This is a genomic window from Spirosoma endbachense, assembly GCF_010233585.1.
GTDB classification, from domain to species: Bacteria; Bacteroidota; Bacteroidia; order Cytophagales; family Spirosomataceae; genus Spirosoma; species Spirosoma endbachense.
This window is the reverse complement of sequence record NZ_CP045997.1, coordinates 7,605,827-7,627,548: the sequence shown is the minus strand read 5'-3', so window position 1 is coordinate 7,627,548 and position 21,722 is coordinate 7,605,827. Positions and strand designations below refer to the sequence as shown.

General features: G+C 48.1%; 15 protein-coding genes. 7 read left to right on the top strand and 8 right to left on the bottom strand.

The window, feature by feature from the left end:
- Nucleotides 1-284 precede the first annotated feature (284 nt).
- Both GJR95_RS30985 and GJR95_RS30980 read right to left on the bottom strand, forming a co-directional pair.
- On the bottom strand, nt 285-1,583 hold the full coding sequence (locus GJR95_RS30985; RefSeq protein ID WP_162389546.1) for a sensor histidine kinase: 1,299 nt from the start codon (nt 1,581-1,583) through the stop codon (nt 285-287).
- Complete coding sequence (locus GJR95_RS30980) at nt 1,580-2,257, bottom strand: response regulator transcription factor (RefSeq protein WP_162389545.1); 678 nt, start codon at nt 2,255-2,257, stop codon at nt 1,580-1,582. The genes GJR95_RS30985 and GJR95_RS30980 overlap by 4 nt, the downstream gene beginning before the upstream one ends.
- Nucleotides 2,258-2,406: 149 nt before the next feature.
- Between GJR95_RS30980 and GJR95_RS30975 the strand changes: the two genes are divergently transcribed.
- Entirely contained in the window at nt 2,407-3,504 is a 1,098-nt protein-coding gene (locus GJR95_RS30975; RefSeq protein WP_162389544.1) for a TlpA disulfide reductase family protein, read from the top strand.
- Nucleotides 3,505-3,737: 233 nt separating this feature from the next.
- Here the strand turns inward: GJR95_RS30975 and GJR95_RS30970 are convergent, their stop codons facing one another.
- Nucleotides 3,738-4,199, bottom strand: coding sequence for a GNAT family N-acetyltransferase (locus GJR95_RS30970; protein WP_162389543.1), 462 nt, complete (start codon nt 4,197-4,199; stop codon nt 3,738-3,740).
- 207 nt (nt 4,200-4,406) lie between these two features.
- Here GJR95_RS30970 and GJR95_RS30965 point away from each other — a divergent pair, with 207 nt between their 5' ends.
- The 3 genes from GJR95_RS30965 (at nt 4,407) to GJR95_RS30955 (ending at nt 10,290) form a co-directional block, all read left to right on the top strand.
- Complete coding sequence (locus GJR95_RS30965; RefSeq protein ID WP_162389542.1) at nt 4,407-5,843, top strand: TolC family protein; 1,437 nt, start codon at nt 4,407-4,409, stop codon at nt 5,841-5,843.
- Between the two features lie 68 nt (nt 5,844-5,911).
- A complete protein-coding gene (locus GJR95_RS30960) occupies nt 5,912-9,154 on the top strand; it encodes an efflux RND transporter permease subunit (RefSeq protein WP_162389541.1) in 3,243 nt (1,080 codons plus the stop codon).
- Nucleotides 9,151-10,290 carry an efflux RND transporter periplasmic adaptor subunit gene (locus GJR95_RS30955; protein ID WP_162389540.1) on the top strand — a complete coding sequence of 380 codons (1,140 nt, stop codon included), beginning with the start codon at nt 9,151-9,153 and terminating at the stop codon, nt 10,288-10,290. Before GJR95_RS30960 ends, GJR95_RS30955 begins: the two co-directional genes overlap by 4 nt.
- 174 nt (nt 10,291-10,464) lie before the next feature.
- Here the strand turns inward: GJR95_RS30955 and GJR95_RS30950 are convergent, their stop codons facing one another.
- Together GJR95_RS30950 and GJR95_RS30945 are read right to left on the bottom strand one after the other, a co-directional pair.
- The gene (locus tag GJR95_RS30950) at nt 10,465-12,963 is read right to left on the bottom strand and encodes a TonB-dependent receptor domain-containing protein (protein ID WP_162389539.1); all 2,499 of its coding nucleotides are present in this window, start codon (nt 12,961-12,963) and stop codon (nt 10,465-10,467) included.
- Between the two features lie 154 nt (nt 12,964-13,117).
- Complete coding sequence (locus GJR95_RS30945; RefSeq protein ID WP_162389538.1) at nt 13,118-14,044, bottom strand: AraC family transcriptional regulator; 927 nt, start codon at nt 14,042-14,044, stop codon at nt 13,118-13,120.
- 369 nt (nt 14,045-14,413) lie between these two features.
- On the opposite strand from GJR95_RS30945, the gene GJR95_RS30940 reads away from it, so the two are divergent.
- Nucleotides 14,414-15,940, top strand: a complete 1,527-nt coding sequence (locus GJR95_RS30940; RefSeq protein WP_162389537.1) for an aldehyde dehydrogenase family protein — start codon at nt 14,414-14,416, stop codon at nt 15,938-15,940.
- A 223-nt stretch (nt 15,941-16,163) separates the two neighbouring features.
- The gene (locus GJR95_RS30935) at nt 16,164-16,553 is read left to right on the top strand and encodes a DUF779 domain-containing protein (protein ID WP_162389536.1); all 390 of its coding nucleotides are present in this window, start codon (nt 16,164-16,166) and stop codon (nt 16,551-16,553) included.
- Nucleotides 16,554-16,571: 18 nt separating this feature from the next.
- Here the strand turns inward: GJR95_RS30935 and GJR95_RS30930 are convergent, their stop codons facing one another.
- The 3 genes from GJR95_RS30930 to GJR95_RS30920 all read right to left on the bottom strand — a co-directional run bounded on the left by GJR95_RS30930 (nt 16,572) and on the right by GJR95_RS30920 (nt 20,673).
- Nucleotides 16,572-17,210, bottom strand: coding sequence for a response regulator (locus tag GJR95_RS30930; RefSeq protein WP_232540915.1), 639 nt, complete (start codon nt 17,208-17,210; stop codon nt 16,572-16,574).
- A gap of 6 nt (nt 17,211-17,216) precedes the next feature.
- Nucleotides 17,217-20,303 carry a sensor histidine kinase gene (locus tag GJR95_RS30925; RefSeq protein WP_162389535.1) on the bottom strand — a complete coding sequence of 1,029 codons (3,087 nt, stop codon included), beginning with the start codon at nt 20,301-20,303 and terminating at the stop codon, nt 17,217-17,219.
- Nucleotides 20,304-20,466: 163 nt separating this feature from the next.
- Nucleotides 20,467-20,673, bottom strand: a complete 207-nt coding sequence (locus GJR95_RS30920; RefSeq protein WP_162389534.1) for a hypothetical protein — start codon at nt 20,671-20,673, stop codon at nt 20,467-20,469.
- 390 nt (nt 20,674-21,063) lie between these two features.
- Between GJR95_RS30920 and GJR95_RS30915 the strand changes: the two genes are divergently transcribed.
- Nucleotides 21,064-21,519: a DUF2147 domain-containing protein gene (locus GJR95_RS30915; RefSeq protein WP_162389533.1), complete on the top strand. Its 456-nt coding sequence runs from the start codon at nt 21,064-21,066 to the stop codon at nt 21,517-21,519.
- Nucleotides 21,520-21,722 lie beyond the last annotated feature (203 nt).

The following is a 21,722-nucleotide window of genomic DNA, read 5'->3' as shown; positions in this document are numbered from 1 at the left end:
ACAGTGTTTAAACAACGGTGACATAATTCGCTTATTTCTGCTTCACCGATTAAGTGACAATCTACTTTATTGCTTTCGTATTATAAGTCACTATACGTCCTTGTTTATGAAATGATGCAGCTAAAAGGTGAGGTTCATAAAGGAAATTTTAATGACCTTACTGAAAAAAAAGTATTCGATCAAAAGCAACTTGCTTATAAATTATAGCTTTTACTACCACTTGTTTCTATTTTTTATTAGCCAAATTACCACCGATTCTTAAATCAATTTTAATTATTTTTTGATTAACTGACTAAATTTTCATTTGCATTATCTATCGGCATTTGTGAAATACAGAATTGATGTCGTTCCTGATTTACATGATAAGTTACATCTAAGCCATAACTATCACAGATTTGCTTGACAATTGACAAACCCAACCCTATCGAGTCCGTTCCTGTACCCTCTTTCTTAAATCGCTCGAAAAGACGCTCAGGCGCTGAGATAAGCGGCCCGCCGGTATTACTCAGGTAGAGTCGCTCTTTCGTAGAATCCAACTCAATAGAACCCCCTGGCTGATTGTGTTTAATCGCATTGTTTACCAGATTTGTTACCAGAATATCGGCCAGAGCAACTGGTAATTTAACCTCAAAGGATATCGATTGATGAATATGAATAGAAAGTTCTTTAAATGATAATACTTCTTCCATATCCTGCAATTTCTCCATAAAAAGTTGTGATAGATTAACGCGCTGAACATCCTGAAACTGGTGATTTTCAATTTTCGCCAGCAATAGTAGTCCCTGATTCAACCGTACAATACGCCGGGAGGCTTCGTATATTGTTTCGATCCAGTTCGTTTGCGCTTCCGTTAGCTGTTCACTTTGAATTAATTGTTCAACTTTTGCATTGATGAGCGCCAGTGGTGTCTGCATTTCATGAGACGCATTTTCGGTAAACTCCTTCAGGCTTTTATAATCATGCTGCATTTTATCAGCCATTTTTTGCAGCACTTCATTCAACGAATAGAATTCGGTAATCTCAGGTTTAGACAACTGTAAAGGTGATTCACTATTCAGGTCGAAATTTTTGATGCGCGATAAGGTATCGTAAAAGGGATACCATAACCTCCCTGATAATTTACCCTGAAACCAGAATGTACCCAATAACAACAACCCTAGAAATGTGGCCATCGTAAAGGTAACTGCTTCAATAAGTCGATAAGTCTGAATGAGCGATTTTCGGATCGACACCCGGTGCATCCTGCCCTGAATGGGTTCATAGAAGGTTAATTGCCGAAAAGGTATCAGTTCATCGTCATATCGGTTTCGAATCAGCGTATCCGTAAAAACCTCGCGTATTTGTTTCGGTCGATCGCTAATTGGAACAACATCGATTTTATTCTCAACAAAATAAGGGCTACTCGACCATGTGTTATGCGCTCGTACATACGCCTGAAAGTCACGGCGTTCTACCTGTAATCTACTTTCAACTTCGTCGTAAATCAATAAACGAACGATCTGATAAAAAGCCAGGGCCGTTAGCAGATAAATTACCAGCGAAAATGTAAGATAGATGCGGTTGGTTTTGGCAAGCAGTTTCAAGGCTGACTGAATTTATATCCAATGCCATAAATCGATTGTACATAATCGGCGGCACCTTTTTCAATTAATTTCCTACGCAGATTTTTAATATGCGAATACACGATATCAAACGAGTCGACCGAATCGATGTTGTCGCCCCACAAATGCTCCGCAATCGACGCTTTTGTCAGGGCTACATCCACATTTGATAAAAAATACAACAGCAAATCATATTCCTTCCGCGATAAGGTTGTGAGTTGACCATTCACGTAGACCTTCCGGTTATGAGGTACAACCACAATTTCCTGAAAACGGATTTCAGTATGCCCGCCAAATTGTCGGCGTCGCAACAACGATTTAACTCGGGCATTTAATTCGGAAAGGTGAAATGGCTTGGTTAGATAATCATCCGAGCCAATTTCAAGACCCCGCAACTTGTCTTCCAGGGCGTTACGGGCTGAAATAATGATAATTCCAGTGGTGGCAACGAGCCGTTTTAACGACTCAATGATCTGAAAACCATCTCCTCCGGGTAAAGTCAGATCGACAATAACGCAATCATACGTATAGAGATATATTTTCTCGTCGGCCTCCTGAAAAGTAGCAGCAGTTTCGCAGATGTATCCTTCCTTCACCATATAATCAGTGATACTCTCAGCCAATCCCTTTTCATCTTCAACTACCAATACTTTCATATCATTGCCAGATCAAATAAAATACGAAAATAACCGTCAATTTTGGAAAGATTCTGGAAGTTTATGCGCCATAAATTGTCACTGTTATGCGTTAAATAGTCTAACAGCCCAGAGTTCGGTTAAACGTCTTTGCTGTCAAATTTTAATCTATGCAAACAGGAATACGTTACTATGCTCTCTTTTTTCTGCTCTCAATATGTGTATTCACAGCTGACGTGAATGCCCAGTTTAGCAGCACTATTAACTGTCTATTTCCTAAGTCCTGGGAGGGAAAGCAAGCGATGGTAGTCGCTAAACCGTTGGATCGATCACCAATTATTGACACAATTACGATTCTAAATAGAGTTGCGGTATTTACCATCAATTTACCCGAGCCTTGCCCAGCCTACCTTTGGGCGGAGGGCAATAAAGATGATCTGCATTTCTTTATCGATTCGCCCCGGATCGATATTGGTTTTGATCCCGGAGCTACTATTAAGACCTTAATTACGGGCTCATCGAGTAGTGAATTCTGGGCCGATCAACTCGGCATTTCAACCAGAATCCGGGAAGCTCAGCCCGACTTACGGATGGATCTTTTTAATGCTCTACAGGCTGGGGATTCACTAACGGCGTCAACACTTGAACAGCAAGTCGATTCATTGCAACTGGCGCATGATTCCTTACTAGCCAAAACTATCCTTGAGAATCCTTCACTGGCATCCAGCTGGTATCTTTTTGCTTCTAACTATTTCAATTATACCCAAACGCTGAATTTATTCGGCAAACTTTCGGCCTTTTCTTCATATCCTTCCTACCAAAAAATTAAAGAAAAACTGGCGCGAAAACAGGTTGGCAATAAAGCAACTAATTTTAATTTACCAACGGCAACTGGTACAACCATTGCCTTATCAGGCCTTAAAAACACCTATATTTTACTTGATTTCTCCAATCGATATTTCTTACCGTGCCAACAGAGGCATAGGGATTTAAGAAAACTCTATAAGCAATATCATTCTTTAGGATTGGAAATTGTTACGATCTCATTTGAATTTAACAAAACACAGGGAGAAGAAGCGATCAGGCAGGATCATCTACCCTGGATTCAGGTTCTGGACCTGATGGATTCATCGTCGGTTATTAAAAGCTTTGCTATTGAACGAATGCCTGACAACGTATTGCTCGATGCATCAAAAACTATGATTGAACGTGATCTATCTGCTCGCGAGCTTGACGCCAAGCTTAATTATTTGCTGAAAAAGAAATGATCTACCACAGCATAAAGTAGTCAGCAAACAACACGTTCTTTGTCAATGACTGATGTGAGGTCAGGTTCTTAAACCTACCCCTGCGGACGGTTCGCCGTTGCGATTCTTAAAACCGAGTGTATAGTCTGGATGAGATTTGTAGAGTCGCCACGGCACATCGGCGAACCGGCCCCGCATTGTCGGTTTTGAAAAACCGACAGCACCCTACCACATCGACTTTGTTACAGATGAATTCACAGGTCTATAATCGGTATTGTTCCTTTATAGGCCCACTCCCATACCGTACCATCTTCGTCATCCCAAACATCTCCTATAAAGGCAAACTTATTTTTTCGCAGAATACGTGTGGAGTAATTTTCTTCTGGTAGAGTCCGGGCTGTGACGATAACAGTAGGGTCCGTTTCCAAAGCAAGAAGCACCAATTGCCTGCATACGTCTGCCCCAATACCCTGATTTTGGTAATGTGGAAATACACCATATGCAATTTCAACCCGCCCTTCTTTAGGCTTTCCCTTAAAGCCTGCGCTTCCCACTAACGTATCGTTTTGCTGAACAAAATAGCCAATCCAGGGCGGGGTATACCCGATCCGGTTAAAAAACTCGATTGTCAACGTCAGACCGGGTTCACTGCCCGGAAGCTGAAGAAACTGGGTATTTTCCTCAATTGTCTGTCGAATGGGCAAGAGCGTCATCATGAAGACTATCGTTTATAATTGTACGCATCTAATTAGCAAACAGCCGGTTAAATCTGACTCATCCTGTTTGTTTCACTGATCAATCTGGCAAAAAAACTACTCAAATCTCTGGCGAAACGCACCTTTTCCCAAATGTTTCCAAAATTGAGATGGTGTTTTGCAGACACTTGTCCGCGAGCCAGACCATATCCGGGCAAGTTAAAGCCAATGATCTACCCGCGTTTTCAGGCGACTGTACAAAAGGTACCAGCCTCCGCAAAGTACCGAAGAACAACGGGCTGGCTGCTCTGGCTGGGAGCCGGACTCGTTACCGTTCAGGCACAGGCACAATCGCTGAAGTTGAGCCAGGTTGTTGAACAAAGTACCCGGCAATATCCATTTCTGAAGTCCAAACAGGCTGAAATTAGTAGTGCTGAACGACGGCTTCAGGCAAGTCGTGTCGAATACCTGCCAAGCCTGATTGTTCAGGATCAGTACAACTATGCTACCAGCAACAGCCTGAATGGTTCGTTTTTTCCGAACGAAGGAACCGCTATTTCTACATCCGGCGGGGTTCGGGCCACTGCTGTTTCAAAGGCCAGTTTTGGTAGTTATACCAGTGCTGCTATCGAATGGCGGGCCATCACATTCGGGCGGATCAAAGCCAATGTAGCCGTGGCCGATGCCGAACTCCAACGCAGCCGCATCGATTACGACAATGAACTTTTTCAGCACCAGGTTCGAACCATCGATGCCTATTTGCTACTGCTGATCAACCAGAAACTGGTACAGATTCAACGCAGTAATCTCGAACGGGCGCAAACGTTCAAACGGGTGGTCGATTCGGGCGTACAATCGGGTATGCGCGCTGGCGTAGATAGTTCACTGGCGACCGCAGAAGCCGTTCGAGCCCGGATTCTGCTATTGGAAAGCCAACAGCAGGAGCAGGTACAGCGGTTACGTTTATCCGAATTGACCGGCCAGCTCCAGCGAAATATTCAGGTTGATAGTATGCGTTTCTACACCGCTCTGCCAACAGGAGCTTCGTTATCAGATTCGATCTCACCTAAAAATCCGGTTCTGCGACTCTTTCAATCCCAGATAGCCCTATCGTCGGCCCGCAGCGTGGCCACTCAGCGAACCAGTTTACCCGTTATTTCACTGGTTGGTGTTGGTAATGCTCGCGGTTCCGGTTTCTCTAATCAGGGCGATATCTTTCTTAATAACCAGATAAATGGACTTGGTTATCAGGTATCCAACTACCTGGTTGGCGTGGTTGCCCGCTGGAATTTGACGAACATTCTGCGTGTTCGGCACGATTACCGAAGCGAGCTTTTTCAGGTAGAACGGTTCCGACAATTGTACAATGAACAGCAACTGCGTATAAACCGCCAGTATCAGGAAGCCGAAACGCAATATCAGGTTGCACTCGAACAGGCTCGTCAGGCACCGATTCAACTTCGGGCTGCCCGACAGGCTTATAATCAGGCAAAATCGCGCTATGAAAGCGGTTTAACGGATTTACCTACGCTGTTGCAGAGCGTTGTTACGCTCAATCGTGCCGAAGTTGACGGGTACGTAGCCACCAGCAATGTCTGGCGGTTCCTGCTCCTGAAAGCGGCTGCCGATGGCGATCTGTCGCTGTTCATGAATCAAGTTCAATAAAGCTTATTGTTACGGGTGTTGGTTTATAGCCTGAGCCATGAACCAACTACCCAATACTGGAAACTACTATGTATCAACTCATTCGATCTGCCTTACGAAAACCGATTTCGGTGGTGGTAGCGGTTCTGGGACTCCTGTTTTTTTCAGTGATGTCGCTGTTTACCATTCCCGTCGATATCTTTCCGAACCTCGATCTGCCGACCATTTACGTCGTTCAGCCTTACGGTGGTATGGCTCCCGACCAGATGGACGGTTTCATCGCTACCCGTTATCAGGATCACTTTCTGTACGTATCGGGGATTCGTGACATTGATGTAAAAACCATTCAGGGCCTATCGCTCATCAAGTTGCAATTCTATCCGGGAACCGATATGGCCCAGGCGGCTGCCGAAGTTGCCAATAACGTCTCCCGTGCGAAAGCTTATATGCCCGAAGGGACGGTTCCGCCCCAGGTAGTGCGCTTCGATGCCAGTTCGGTTCCGGTAGGTCAACTGGTGTTCGAAAGTCAGGGGCGCTCGCTAAACGAAATTCAGGATTACGCATCATCACGGGTGCGGCCGATGTTCTCCCGCATTCCGGGCGTATCGAGTCCCCCACCCTTTGGCGGTAACCAACGGACGGTGATTATCAAAGTAAACCCACAACTGGTCCGCAGTTACCAGCTGACGCCGGAAGAAGTCATTAAATCCATTATCACCAACAACCAGCCTTCGCCCGCCGGAAACATTCGAATCGGTGATAAAGCCCTGATGACACCAGTAAACTCGCTCGTCAAACGGCCCGAAGATTTTCTGAATATCCCGATTCGCGTTGGTTCCGGCCCAACCGTTTTTGTGCGCGATATTGGTACAGTTGAAGATGGCGCTGATGTAACGGTGAGCTATGCGCTGGTGAACGGTCGTCGGGCGGTCTATATTCCGGTCGTTAAAAAGTCGGATGCGTCTACGCTTGATGTGGTAAACAACATCCGTAAAGCCATGCCCGAATTGCAGGCGGCTGTTCCCGAAGATGTGAAAATTTCCTACGAATTTGACCAGTCGGTCTACGTAACAAATTCGCTCAAAAGTCTTGTTACTGAGGGCATTCTGGGGGCCGTACTAACGGGCTTGATGGTATTGCTATTCCTGCGCGACTGGCGGAGTGTAATTATTGTGGTGGTAACGATCCCGATTTCCATTCTATCGGCGGTGATTATGCTTAATCTGTTCGGGCAAACCATCAACATCATGACTCTGTCGGGGTTGGCTCTGGCCATCGGGATTCTGGTCGACCAGGCTACGGTAACGATCGAGAATATTCACCAGCATCTGGAAACTGGCAAACCTAAAGCCGTTGCCATCTGGGATGCCTGTAAGGAAATCGTCTTCCCTGAATTTCTGATTCTGCTGGCGATTCTGGCCGTATTTGCCCCGGCGTTCGTTATGAGCGGAGTGCCTCGTTCCATGTTCCTGCCGTTGTCGCTATCGGTTGGTTTTGCCATGATTGCCTCGTTCCTGCTCTCGCAGACGTTCGTGCCTGTCCTGGCAAACTGGCTCCTGAAAAGCCACCCTCCACACGAAGCCCCAACACTGGCTCTCGACGCACAGGAACGGCACGCTATCCTCGACGAAGCCGCCCATCCTGTTCCTAATGCTACAGGGTTCGAGAAGTTCAAACAGCGATATTCGTCGTTGCTCGATAAAATACTGAATCGTAGAGGTCTGGTCGTCGGGGGTTATCTGGCTGGCACACTGGCAATCATTGTTGTTTGTTTCATGGTCATTGGAACGGATATTCTGCCGCATGGCAACAGCCACCAGTTTCAGATGCGGCTTCGCGTTCCCGACGGCACACGGGTAGAACGTACCGAGTTGGCCACCCTAAAAGTGCTGGATATTATTAAGGATGAGGTTGGCGCCGACAACGTTGAGATTTCTTCAGCCTATGTTGGAACTGTTCCGTCAAGTTATGGTACATCGAACATCTTCGTATTTAACAGCGGACCGCATGAAGCCGTTTTGCAGGTATCGCTCAAAGAAGAGCATCCTGTAAAAATGGATGATCTGAAGGAATCGTTGCGGACGCGGATCGCCAAAGCCTTACCAACGGCCAACATCTCGTTTGAGCCGATTGAGCTGACCGAAAAAATCATGAGTCAGGGTGCCTCCACGCCCATCGAGGTAACAGTAGCGGCCAAAGATCTGACCGAAGCAGGGCGGTTTGCCAACAAAATCCGGGAACAGATGGCCAAAATCGACTTCCTGCGTGATGTACAGATCGCACAGCCGCTGGCCTACCCGGTTCTGAACGTAACGATGAATCGGGAACGGGCCGGACAGCTGGGTGTTACCTCAACGCAGGTGGCCCGGTCGATGGTGGCGGCTACGTCATCAAGTCGCTTTACGGATAAAAATCTCTGGCTCGATGAGTCGAAAGGATTGGCGTATCAGGTTCAGGTCCAGATCCCTGAATATCAGATGAGCAGTACCAGCGACATTGGAAATATTCCGTTAAAAAGCGGCAACATGCAACCGCTGTTATCGGATGTAGCTACCTTTTCGGAAGGAACAACGCCCGGCGAATATGACCGCGCCGGACCGAATCGGCTGGTTACTATTACGGCTAACTTACAGAAAAAAGACCTCGGAACGGCCCAGAAAGCCGTAGAACAGGCCATTCGTAACGCAGGGGAAGCCCCACGCGGTGTTATTGTAGAGATGGGTGGACAAACGAATCTGCTCACCGACACGCTGAGTAGTCTGCAAACGGGTCTTCTGGTCGCCATCGTGATCATCTTTCTGCTGCTGGCAGCCAATTATCAGTCATTCAAGCTTTCGCTGGTGATTCTGTCGGCAATTCCGGCGGTGGTTGCCGGAGCACTGCTGATGCTCCTGGCCTGCGGTGCCACGCTCAATCTGCAATCCTACATGGGGTTGATCATGTCGGTCGGTGTTTCGGTTGCCAATGCGATTTTGATGGTTACCAATGCCGAGAACCTTCGGCTTGAGGTTGGTGATACACTCAAAGCCGTTGTGCTGGCCGCCAACAGCCGGATTCGACCGATCCTGATGACGAGTATCGCCATGATTGCGGGGATGGTGCCAATGGCATCGGGGCTTGGCGAAGGGGGTGACCAGATTGCTCCACTTGGGCAAGCCGTAATTGGTGGTCTGATTGCCTCAACCCTGGCGGCTCTGCTCATTCTTCCCTGTGTATTTAGCCAGCTTCAGGCCAAAGCTACGACTCAATCAGTATCGCTCGATCCGGAAGATCCGGAAAGCAAATTTTTCGATAAACAACTGACTCCTGCTCCGGCAGTCCGCTCCATATGAAACCATTTTTGAGATTTGTCTGGCCGGTATCGGTTGCGGCCGGTATAGCAGCCTGCTCGTCTTCGGGCAACGACAAAAAACCGACGGCCTCCAAAGAACCGGAAACACCGCAGGTAGTAATGACCACTGTTCAGGCGTTACAGCCGAGCAAACGCGTAACCTTGCCGGGTGAATTAAAACCCTGGAACCGGGTAAATATCTACGCAAAAGTGAAAGGATTCGTCCGTGATATTCCGGTCGATCGCGGAACGTTCGTTCGCAAAGGGCAGGTCTTGGCCCGACTCGATGCGCCTGAAGTAATTTCGGAACTCAGTCAGGCGCAGGCGCAGGTTCAGGCTCAGGAAGCAACACTGGTCGAGCAAACAACCCGTTCGCGGGCCAGCCGACTGACTTATCAGCGACTGTTGCAAACGGCAAAAATGGAGGGGGCTGTATCGGCCAACGAACTGGATCAGGCCCAGGCCAAAATGCAGGCCGATAGTGCCATGGTTGCGGTGGCACGCGGTACGGTACTGGCCGCCCGCTCGAATTATCAGGCAAAAACCGAACTTCGGCAATACCTGACCATTACGGCCCCGTTCGATGGCATGGTCATCGAGCGGAATATCAGTCCAGGCGCACTGGTTGGCGCAGGTGATAGCGGAAAGCCGCTGTTTGTACTGGAAGACAGCCATACGCTTCGTTTGACGGTAGCTATTCCGGAAACGTTTGCCAATCAGTTGGCCGCAAAAAGCGCCGTTTCATTTACAGTAAACGCCATTCCTGAACGACGCTTTAATGCCAAATTAGCCCGTAGCGCCGAGAGTTTGGTAGAAGCAAACCGCGCCATGATGGCCGAATTTGACGTCAATAATGCAGCTCATGAACTGAAGTCTGGTATGTATGCCGAAGTAACACTTCCGGTTGAACGTTCTGCCCGCACTATGTTCGTTCCAACATCGTCGGTGGTAAGTTCCAGTGAAAAAATGTTCGTCATTCGGGTGCACGACAATCGTGCACAGTGGGTATCGGTGCAGAAAGGTAATGTTATCGATAGTCTGGTTGAAGTGTTCGGTGATCTGAAGCAGGGCGAACCCATCGTGAAAGCAGCCTCGGAAGAAATTCGGGATGGACAGGCGATTAAAACGAAACAATAGTATCTAGAGAGATACCCTTTGTGCTTTTAACCGCAAAGAGTACCAAGATAGGCCGCAATGAACGCAAGGGGTATTCTGATAGCTCCTTTGCGTACTTTGCGGCATTATCCTGGCGGGCTTTGCGGTTAAAACAGGCTCTGAAAGCAGCGTTTTCTGAAAGCAAACTTTTCGATCCTACCTTACCCGGCTCTGTTCGTCCTCTACACTGGACTGCCGCTGGCGGGCCGCTTTTAGGTTGCGATTACCGAAATTATAGGTGAAGGTCAATCGGGCAACGCGGGTTTCCCAACGATTGGTGAAGGTTAGATTCGTGGTAGCATACTGGATTGTGCCCCGGCTGCGGGTAATATCCAGTATGTCGCTGATATTCAGGCGAAGAGTTGCTGCCTTGCTCAACATCGTTTTCTGAAGTCCTACATTTACCTGACCCAAACCACTAAATTGCGCCTGAGCGTATATCGAAGCCGTGTTATACCAACCCGATAGTTCGGCGGTAAATCCTTTGGCGAGGGTAAAGCGGTGGTTCATCGTGAAATTGGCCGATACGCGTCGGTAATCTAACCGCTGACCCAGATACTCAGCATTATACGCATTCAGGAAAATATCAGCCGTCTGCCGAACGGTCCACCAAGGCGCAAGTTTCAGCGGTGAACTTATACTTAACACAACATTATCGAGCGCGGCCAGATTCACGGTGGTCGTTTTCAATATCTGCCCTTCCTGCTCGTTGACGCCTGTAATCACGTCGGTCGTATGATTATAACCCAGGCTAACACTGGTTTCGTTTTTGTACGTATACCCCAGCTGTAGTGCATTCGTATATTGAGGCCGAAGGAACGGATTACCCTGCGCATAGGTATACGGGTCCATGACGTAAATGAATGGATTAAGATCCTGGTAGCTGGGCCGGTCGATTCTACGGCTGTAGGAGCTTGTCCACTGATGGTTTGTGCTGGCTTTATAGGTTACGAACAGGCTGGGAAAGGCATTCAGATAACTACGGTCCACAACTTTCTGAAGCGTTACCGAATTTCCGATCGATCGGGTGTACTCCATTCGTAATCCAGCCTGCAACGACCATTTTGTCCAGTTCCGGCTTCCGTTCAGATACCCGGCGCCAATGGTTTCTTTATACAGGAAATGGTTCGTTCGCTGCGGATCGGGTACGTATCCCCCTTCGATCAGTGTACCGAAACGTACATCGTTGTCAGACGTTACGTAACTGACTTTACCGCCCGTTTCCAGTTTAAAGCCACTCCTGAAGGGGTGAACATAATCGAGTTTCGCAGCCCGGATCAGAATATCGGACGGGGTCTGGTTACGCTGAAGCAGGGTTGGCCGAATTTCTTCCTGCTGAGCATTCAGGTAGCGTGTCCGCATGTTATCCTGCCCATTTACGTGAACCTGAGCGTAATCGACATCGACTGTCAGTTCCCGACCCAGCGTATCGAACGTGTGTTTCAGATTTGCATTGGCCGACAGCCGCTGCATGGGCCGGGTCGATGCGTTGATCATCGTTACGGTTTGCTGAAGTTGGCTCGTTGCGTCATAAATCAGGTTTTTGTTGTCAATTTCTGCCTGGCTGTCGTTGATCAATCCGTTCGCCATAAAGCCTAAAGTCGTTTTTCGGCTGAGCGTATAATCGGCTCCTGCTTTAAAGGTATGAACCCTATCAGTGCTGGTACGCGTCCCCAGATTATTGACTGTTGTCAGCGAATCGCCTGCACCGAACCGGCGAAGCGCATCCACCGAACCGTAGCGTTGGCGATAATCGTAGTTGTAGTTCCCAAACAGGTTCCAGTTGCCCGACTTATGATTTACGGTTAGGCCAGCCGAAGCTTTCGGATAACGACCGTATCCGGCCCCGAACGTAGCGCTACCAGCCGTTCCGCCAGCCAGATTCCGGCTGCCGCGTTTGAGCTGGATGTTGATAATACCAGCGTTTCCGGCCGCATCATATTTGGAAGAAGGATTTATGATCAGTTCAATTGTCTGGACGCTGTTACTGGGTGTATTCCGTAGCAGGTTTACTACTTCCTGCGCCGACAGATAGGTTGGTTTCCCATCGATCATAATCAGAACGCCTTCGCGGCCTTTAAAACTGATCCGGTCATTCTGATTATCGACTACAACACCGGGTGATTTTTCGAGAACGTCAAGTGCCGTTCCACCCGCCGAAACGATACTATTTTCGACGTTGACGACGGTTTTGTCGGGTAATTGTTCGATGAACGGCTTTTGGCCGGTAACGGTCACTTCGCCTAATTCTTTGGTCGCCTGACGAAGCACAAGCGTTGGCACGATGACCTGATGCTGGTCAGGGGCTAGTGTAAACGGTGGGGATGTATTCTTCTGGAAACCAACTACCTGAGCCGACACACGGTACGAACCCGGTACTATGTTCTCAAAAACGTAATGACCTTCTGCGTCACCGATAGTCCCTTTCACTAACGTAGAGTCGCTGGCCTTTACCAGCATGAGGGTGGCAAATTCGAGCGGTTTATCAGCTATAGTGTGGATCGTACCACGTATCGTAGTGCGCACAGAGGTTTGAGAAAAACTACTGATTGAGAACAGCGTACCAATAAAAATCAGCAGCAGGCTTTGCACTAAAAAGGGCAGAGCGAAATGGCTGGTAACCGGGCAATTGTGTAGTAGAGGTTGGCGTTTCATTGCAGATGTTGTTTAACACTGCAAAGTTGGCGGGTTCACCGACGCCCATCAATCGCACAAACATGTGAAATGTAGCCCTCTCTGTGCCGCTCGTGACCAGCAATACCCTATTCATGTGATCCGAATCGCTTGTGGCTTTCTTTTTCGGATCTTGTTACAACACCTGTTTCCGATACTGCGCTGGCGACAAGCCCATTTCCCGCCGAAACAGTTTCATGAAATAGGTCAGGTTGTTGAAACCACAGTCGATGCTGATGTCGGCTAAGTAGCGATTGGTTGTTCGCAATAATTTTGACGCTAGTGCAATGCGCTGCTGGTTGATAAAATCGACGGGTGTCATACCGAATGTTTGCCTGAAGGTTCGGTAGAAATTGGGTTCACTCATGCACGCTTCGTCGGCCAGTTCCTTAATAGGCAGATTCCGGCCAAGATTCTTATTGATGTACTGAGCAATGTGCGCTAATCGGTTCACATTCGCAACGTTCGTTTCTGTGCTCAGTAGCAGCGTACGGGCCTGGGTTTGCATCAATCGTACGACCAGTTCCTGTAAAACAAGGTTGGCAAACACCTCTTTAGCCTTATTATTTTCGGTAAAAATGTAAATCAGTCGGGCAATAAGCTGGTGAATTGGCCCGTCATTCGTCAGAAAGAAATTCGCCTGACCAAATTGCCAGCCATTCGAATTGTCGATCAGGGGTGCCCGGTCGTTTAACAAATCCGTTACCTGCTTCACCTTGCCGGGGTCAATGGCCAGCGCCAGACACTGCGTAGGATTCAGCGTTTGCGCTTCCGGGAAATCAATGCGCATGGTTTCCTGGCCAGGCACAATCACCGACTCGCCGGGCAGAAAATCGAACGAAGGCGTACCGGGCAAATGCATTACTTTTTTTCCCCGGATCATGCTGGCCAGTACAGGGCTGCTAAACGTTAACTCGACTTTCTCGGCGATGTGTTGCGTTTCGTAGATGTTTAATTCTGCCGTATCAATCGTATAAGCAGTCCGATTCTCTACTTCCTGTTCCAGCCTCCGGGACTGTAAATGGCGTGAAATGTCAAGTGGAGTTGTCTGTATGCTTTTCATGAGGAATGGGCTATTTAGGCTGGCTTTAATTGACTGAAAGCAGCTTACTCATCTGCAAATTAGGCATTTAAAACCGTTCGTTTAGTGTTATTGTTATATATTTTATTGTGATTAGAAGAAGATACGAGTAGCTCAACTAAGCTGATTCTGGCTTTTCTTCTCCTGCTATTCTGAACGGAGCAGATCTTTCCGGCGAGTAATTCGTAAAGTAATCAATAGTTCTAAATTCTCCTTTTTTCCAGGTAGCTGCTACGGGGCTCATCGCAATTTTGATAGGATTGTGCTAGCAGACGATACGATTGATAAACTATTATTGAATAATTCACGCAAACTTTGTAACAAATCCAATTTAACTTTTTAACAACAAACATGGAAGTATTAGAAGCCCCCAGTAAGATTCTGCCCCGGCCTGAGTTTAAGAGCCAATACGAAAACTACATCGGTGGCAAGTGGGTAGCACCGGTAGACGGTGAGTATTTCAATAATACATCGCCAATCGACGACAGTCTGATCGCCCGTGTTCCGCGTTCGAAAGCCGCTGATATCGATCTGGCGCTTGATGCTGCCCACAAGGCTTTCCCGGCCTGGTCGCGCACGTCAGCTACCGAACGCAGTAATATTCTCCTTCGCATTGCCGACAAAATAGAGCAGAATCTGGAGTTTCTGGCCCGTGTCGAAACGGTTGAAAACGGAAAAGCCGTTCGCGAAACACTGGCCGCCGATTTACCACTTGTCGTCGACCATTTCCGTTATTTTGCTGGTGTAATCCGTGCCGAAGAAGGCAGTCTGGCCGAGCTCGACTCTAATACTGTTTCGTTGATCGTTAAAGAACCCATTGGCGTTGTCGGGCAGATTATCCCCTGGAACTTCCCGCTCCTGATGGCCACCTGGAAACTGGCTCCTGCCCTGGCTGCGGGTTGTTGCGTTGTGATGAAACCCGCCGAGCAAACGCCTACGTCCATTCTGGTTTTGATGGAAGTACTGGAAGGGTTAATTCCTGCTGGTGTGGTGAATATTGTTAATGGCTTCGGACCGGAAGCGGGTAAGCCACTGGCCCAATCGAAGCGGGTGGCCAAAGTAGCCTTTACGGGTGAAACCACAACGGGTCGCCTGATTATGCAGTACGCATCCGAAAATCTGATTCCGGTAACGATGGAACTTGGCGGAAAATCGCCGAATATCTTCATGGAGTCGATTGCCGATGCCGATGATGAATTCTTCGACAAGTGCGTAGAAGGGGCGGTCATGTTTGCGCTGAACCAGGGCGAAATCTGTACCTGTCCATCCCGGCTCTTAATTCATGAGCGGGCCTATGACCGGTTTATCGAACGGGTGATCGAGCGTACCAAAGCAATCAAACTCGGCCATCCTCTCGATCCCGAAACGATGATGGGAGCCCAGGCCAGTAATGATCAGTACGAAAAAATTCTTTCCTACATCGACATTGGCAAGCAGGAAGGTGCCGAAGTTCTAACGGGCGGTGGCCCCGCCGGATTGGTTGGCAATGGACTTGAAAGTGGGTACTATATCCAGCCGACGATCTTCAAGGGCAACAACAAAATGCGCATTTTCCAGGAAGAGATTTTCGGCCCCGTGGTGTCCGTAACTACCTTCAAAGATGGAAACGAAGCCATTGCGATGGCGAACGATACCCTCTATGGTCTGGGTGCTGGCTTATGGACGCGCGATGCCCATGAGTTGTATCAGGTTCCGCGGGAGATACAGGCGGGCCGCGTATGGGTCAACTGCTACCATAACTACCCGGCACACGCTCCATTTGGCGGCTATAAGAAGTCGGGCTTCGGTCGGGAAAATCACCACATGATGCTCAACCATTATCGTCAGAGCAAAAACATTCTTATCTCGTATAGCAAGAGCAAACTTGGGTTCTTTTAATCAGGACTTTCGCAAAATCCCGTACCACGTTTTTTTTGAGCTTCATGGTTAACCACGGTCCGCCGTTCGGTGGCAAGGGATTTTGCGAAAATGCCATTACTAGTAGATGGGAGGGTTGAGCGAGTGAATGAGCGAGCACGTGCAGACTCATTCGCTCCTTTGTCTACTTTCTCGAAAAGACGTTTATTATTGACAGCTAAAGGTGTTTCTTTATTGATTTTTTATGACAACTCAAACCATCCCGCGCGTAGACCTCACTCCGGCTGCCGCAGACGTTATCGAAAAACTTAGGGCTCAACACGGGCCACTAATGTTTCACCAGAGCGGAGGATGCTGTGATGGTTCGTCGCCCATGTGCTATGCCGTGGGCGATTTTATTATTGGGTCATCCGACGTGTGGATGGGCCAGATTGATGGCTGCGACTTCTGGATGTCGGGAGACCAGTTTGAGTACTGGCGACATACCCATCTCACCGTTGATGTCACACGTGGCCGGGGTGCCAGCTTCTCACTGGAGATTCCGATGGGCATCCGTTTCCTGATCCGCTCCCGGCTCTTCGAGGAAAACGAGATGGACCATTTGACGCCTATACGAATAGGGGGTGAATCGTAAAGGCGCGACCAGACTTCTTTACACCAATCCTTCCCGCATGGCTTTTAAAACGGCTTCGGTTTTGGAGTTGACCTGAAGTTTATCGTAAATACTACGGATGTGGGATCGAACGGTGTCAATACTAATGTGCAATTCGTCGGCAATCAGTTTGTAACTATACCCACTGACCAACCCTTTTACAATATCCAGTTCACGAGCCGATAAATTATACTCTTCCGTTGGCCGTGCTTTGGGCTGCTGAAAGTGCTGCAATATTTTCCGGGCAATGCTTGCAGTCATGGGCGATCCACCCCGGTGCAGATCGAAAATGGCGGCTATCAGTTCTGCCGGTGATGTATGCTTGAGCAAGTAGCCGCTGGCTCCGTTGCGAATCGCCCGAAATATCTTGTCTTCATCATCAAATACGGTCAGCATCAGCACCTGAGTCGCAGGCAAAATGGCTTTAACCAGCGGTACGGCATCTATCCCGCTCAGACCCGGCAAATCAATATCCATTAATACCACATCCGGGCGGAGTGACCGGATTTCATCGGGCAGATGCTGACAGTTGCCGAATGCTCCGCGTAATGACAGGCCGGGCGTTGCCTGAATCAAATATGACAATCCTTCGCGTAGTTCGCGGTTATCTTCGTAGTATATAATGCCGATATCAGCCATGATCTGTTAGGATAGAGTAGCCGTTAATGAAATGGATGTGCCTGCGCCTGGTGCTGATGAAATGGCGAGTTTAGCCCGAATGTCGTGCGCTCTTGTCTGCAGATTTGCCAGCCCGTTGCCCGAGCGAACCGTACCCGGATCAAAGCCCTGTCCATCATCCTGAATCAGAACGTGGAGTTGGCGCCCCGTCACAGTTAGGGTTACGTCTACTCGCGTACAATCGGCATATTTAACGGCATTGTTGACACTTTCCTTGAAAATCAGGTACATATTCCGTCGCTGTTCGACGTTCAGTTTCAGAGCCGGGAAAGGCTCGGCTACAGTCATTGTGAAGGTAATTCCTTTCGCTTCAGTGAGTCGTAAGCCAAATTCCCGCATCCGGCTCACCACATCGTCCAGGCCATCGTGACGCGCTTTTGTCGTCCAGATAATATCCTGCATTGACTCGGCCAGCGTGGAAGCATTGGCACTAATACGCTGTAACAAAGGCACTGATTCTGGCCGAACATCGGCAATCTGCGTCTGAACTACATCGCTAAAAATACGAATACTGCTTAGCGTAGACCCAATGTCATCGTGCAAATCTTTGGCAATACGATCGCGGATTCGGGCAACTCGTTGCTGCTGAATCTGTCGATTGCGGTAAATTCCCCACAAGGCTCCAATAATGACAGCCAGAATCAAGAGTTTGAACCATAGTGTCTGGTAATAAGCCGGAATCACCCGTATCAGCAAGGTCGTGCCGGTCTGATTCCATATGCCATCGTTATTGGCCGCCCGAATGCGCAGCTGATAATTGCCGGGTGCTAAATTGGTATACGTTGCCGTGCGGGCATCGGTGGTAATCCACTCATCGTCAAAATCTACCAGTCGATACGCATATCGGTTCTTTGTAGACTGGCTATAGTTGAGCGCAGCAAAGGCGACTGTCAGGGTCGTTTCGCCTGGCGCCAGCTGTATTGATTGGGCAGGTTCAAGCGCACGCGGATGATTATTGACCCGAACCTCAGTTATGACAACCGGGGGCGGCACTCGATTCTGGCGTAATTGCTCCGGTCGAAAGTAAGTAAAGCCGCCTTCAGCCCCAATGAATAATTCGCCCTGCCGATTTTGCGTGATCGGCTGAAACAAACTGTTCGCCATCAAACCACTGGCTTTACTGTAATACTGAAAACGCCCTGTTGCGGGATCAAGCTCATGCAACTGTTCGTCGGTTGCCAGCCAGAGATGACCGCGTTTGTCCTCGGCAATCCCGAAAATATGGTCGGCTAATAGTCCATTGGCTAACGTGTACGTCTGGGAAATCCGCCCGTTTGTGTCAGCCTTCACCAGAAAATCAATGCCCGATAACCACACATTCCTAGCCTTATCGACCAGGAATGTGCTTTGTAACTGATCTGACGGTTGAACCGTACGCCCGGTCGTTTTTATTTGCACTCGTACTGTATGATTACGATCAGGGCTGATCCGAACCAATCCTCGGGTTGTTAGTATCCAGAGTCGCCCACGACTATCTTCCTGGATACGACTCACGCCCAAAGATTGCCCAGAGTCACCTTTGATCGGCCAGGAACGTATCTGGTCGGTTGCTGGATCGTACCAAAATAAACCCCGTCGGACAGAACCTAACCAGATACGTCCCCGATGATCCTGATATAGCTGTTTAACACTAACTCTTGGGTAGTTTTTTGAGCTATTTGGCACGCTCAGCTTTCTTTTGTCCGTAGTAAAGTCGGCCTCGTCAGACAAAAAATCCTGCCTGTACTGCCACTGATTAGTGGTGGGATTGTAAATTCCAACCCCATTTTCCAGGCCAACCCAAACCCGCCCGGCCAAGTCCTGTGTGAGTGCATAGGACCTTTTCCCCGCAATAGAAGTCGGTACAGGAACTGCCTGGAGGGTAGACTGTTGTCGATTCCAGCGAAACAAGTTTACTTTATCGGTGATGCCCCAGTAGACTGAGTCGTTACGTCGATCCTGCTTTATAACCTGCACGTTTTCGATCAATTCTTTATCATCGGCAACGCGCACCAGTTGCCGTCCGAATTTTAACGCTAGTGGATCAATTACGGCAAGGCCATGTGTTGTACCCACCCAGAGTGCATTAGTCAATGAATCGTTATACAAAGGGCCAGTTATCCCCCCAGGATAGCTGTTGGGATCATCGATAATTCGGGCAAAGTCGGTATACTTATTTTTATCGGGCTCATAGCGTGTTAGTTGCGAGAGTCCGCCCAGCCAGAAAACTGGTTTACCATCCGTTCCTTTCGCTTCAGCCATTTCGGTCACGAGTAGCTGGTGGTCAAGGTACTTGACAAAACGGTTCGTTTTAGCGTCATAGCGCAATAGACCCCACGGCGCTAACTGGGCAAAAAGCTGCCCGTTCCGGCTCTCAAACAACCCAATGACATCAACCGCACCCGTAGCATAAATCGGTTTTTTACCAATAACATAGGTCCACTGGCGCGTTGCCCGATCAAACCTATATAAGGTTCCCGGCATAAACAGCCATAATTGTCCGCTCCGGTCCGGTACTGGCGTGGCATAGGACGTTGGCGTCGCATAAGGCAATGAATAGGCCGTCAGCTGTAATGTCTGGGGATCAATCCGATACAAACGATCGACGGAGGAAAACCAGCCCATACCGGCCTGATCGAAACGAACAGGCGATATAAAATCATTATCAGCCTGCTTATCCTGGAGTTGTGGCAGCATTATGGTCTGCCCCCGTTCACGGATCGGGTCAAACCGGTAAAGACCACGGTTTGTTGATATCCACAGATAGCCGTTACGATCAGGTGTAATCCCATTCGAGACAATGTAGTTACCCGGCAAATCTTTGGCCTGACCTGTACGTTTAAAAATCTTGAACTGAACACCATCGAAGCGGTTTAGCCCATTGAGCGTACCGATCCACAAAAAACCGCGCGGATCTTTCGCAATGGCCGTAATGACGTCATTTGATAATCCCTGTTCGGTGGTGTAGCGAACAAAAGGAACCTCCGCCGATTGAGCACGCAACCCAACCGATAGCCAGACCGCCAGCAGCCAGCCTACCAAACCAGAACGGAGCAACCTGATGCCTGTAAACATAGTCTAATAAACTAGAAGCAAAGGTTGGCAGGAACGTTGGGAAAGGCAAATTAGCCGCATCGCATAAAGATGCTACGAAAAAAGTTGAGGTGTTGGCAGGTGAAAACTAGAAAAGAAAACCGACTGATTATCAACCGAATATTGACCTTAAATTTCAATGAAGTTAGCCTCTTGGCTCATAGACTTTTACGATAGTGAATGCGTGTAATGCTTCATTTTGTCGTTTAATGTAATCAATGGCCGACTGCTCTGACTTGTGTGGATTAGGCTCTGTTTTCGGCAGGTCGAACAGTTTAGGGCCAGTAACGCGGGGCTCTTCGTTTAGTACACGATGTACTTTGTAGACGTAATAAACGGCTTCGATGTTCATGACTTAATAAATTTAAGGCTCGTGGAGTAACCTTCATGCAAGGGCACAGGACTGGTAATTGTTAACTGACTCTTTCGGGATCGATCAAACTCCATTTTCAGGCCCAAACTTCGCTTTACGAACGGCGAATCTCCACCTGTTACTAATTGAGTTGTGAAGAATGTCGTATCAACCGTCGATAGCAGAGGATGAACTGAACAGGTAAATAAGAATTCTATTCCATAAACGAATAAAATCAGTTTAATCTTTTCGGCAGTTACCAACTCTAACAGCGAGGTATTATGTCCAGGAGAGGTGTCAGTCAGATAATCTAATTTACGTTATGATCGACGAATTGACTACACCTCCCCTAGTTGAGTTTATACAACAAAACGAATTACCTATCATTCTATGAACGCATATCGCTTAACCGCTTTAGTCCTATTGCTTTTGCTAACGTTATCGGCCTATGCTCCCCAACCCGATGATGCAGACCTCCTGGTTGGAAAATGGCTTAGCTCCAGAAAGAAAAATCAGGTTCAAATTTATAAGCAGGGCAATAAATATTATGGTCGACTGGTATGGATGGCCGAACCGACTGATCCGGCTACCAATAAGCCAAAATTGGATAGCCAGAATCCAGATGAAAAACTACGAAATCGACCACTGCTTAACCTGGTCATGGTGACCAATCTGAGCTATAAAGGCAATAATGTCTGGAGCGATGGACAGATTTATAATCCGGAAGATGGAAAGACTTACAGCTGCGATTTAACCCTCAAAGACCCAAATTCACTGGATCTGCATGGTTATATCATGGGAATACCGTTTTTAGGAAAAACCAAAACCTGGACACGTGTCAAGTAAGTAGCACTTTCGCTCAGAACCACGGTTGAATAATCCCACTGTGTTACGGTCAAAATGGTTTGGCCGTCCTTCGCCGATTCGGTCGTGATTAAACACCCCTGCGATGTTACAGTCAGAAAAGGATTCGAGGTCGAATGGATAATACGAATCGATTTGAGTCGAAGCCATGAAAAAGCCCAGCTGTTCGGACCAGCTGGGCTAAG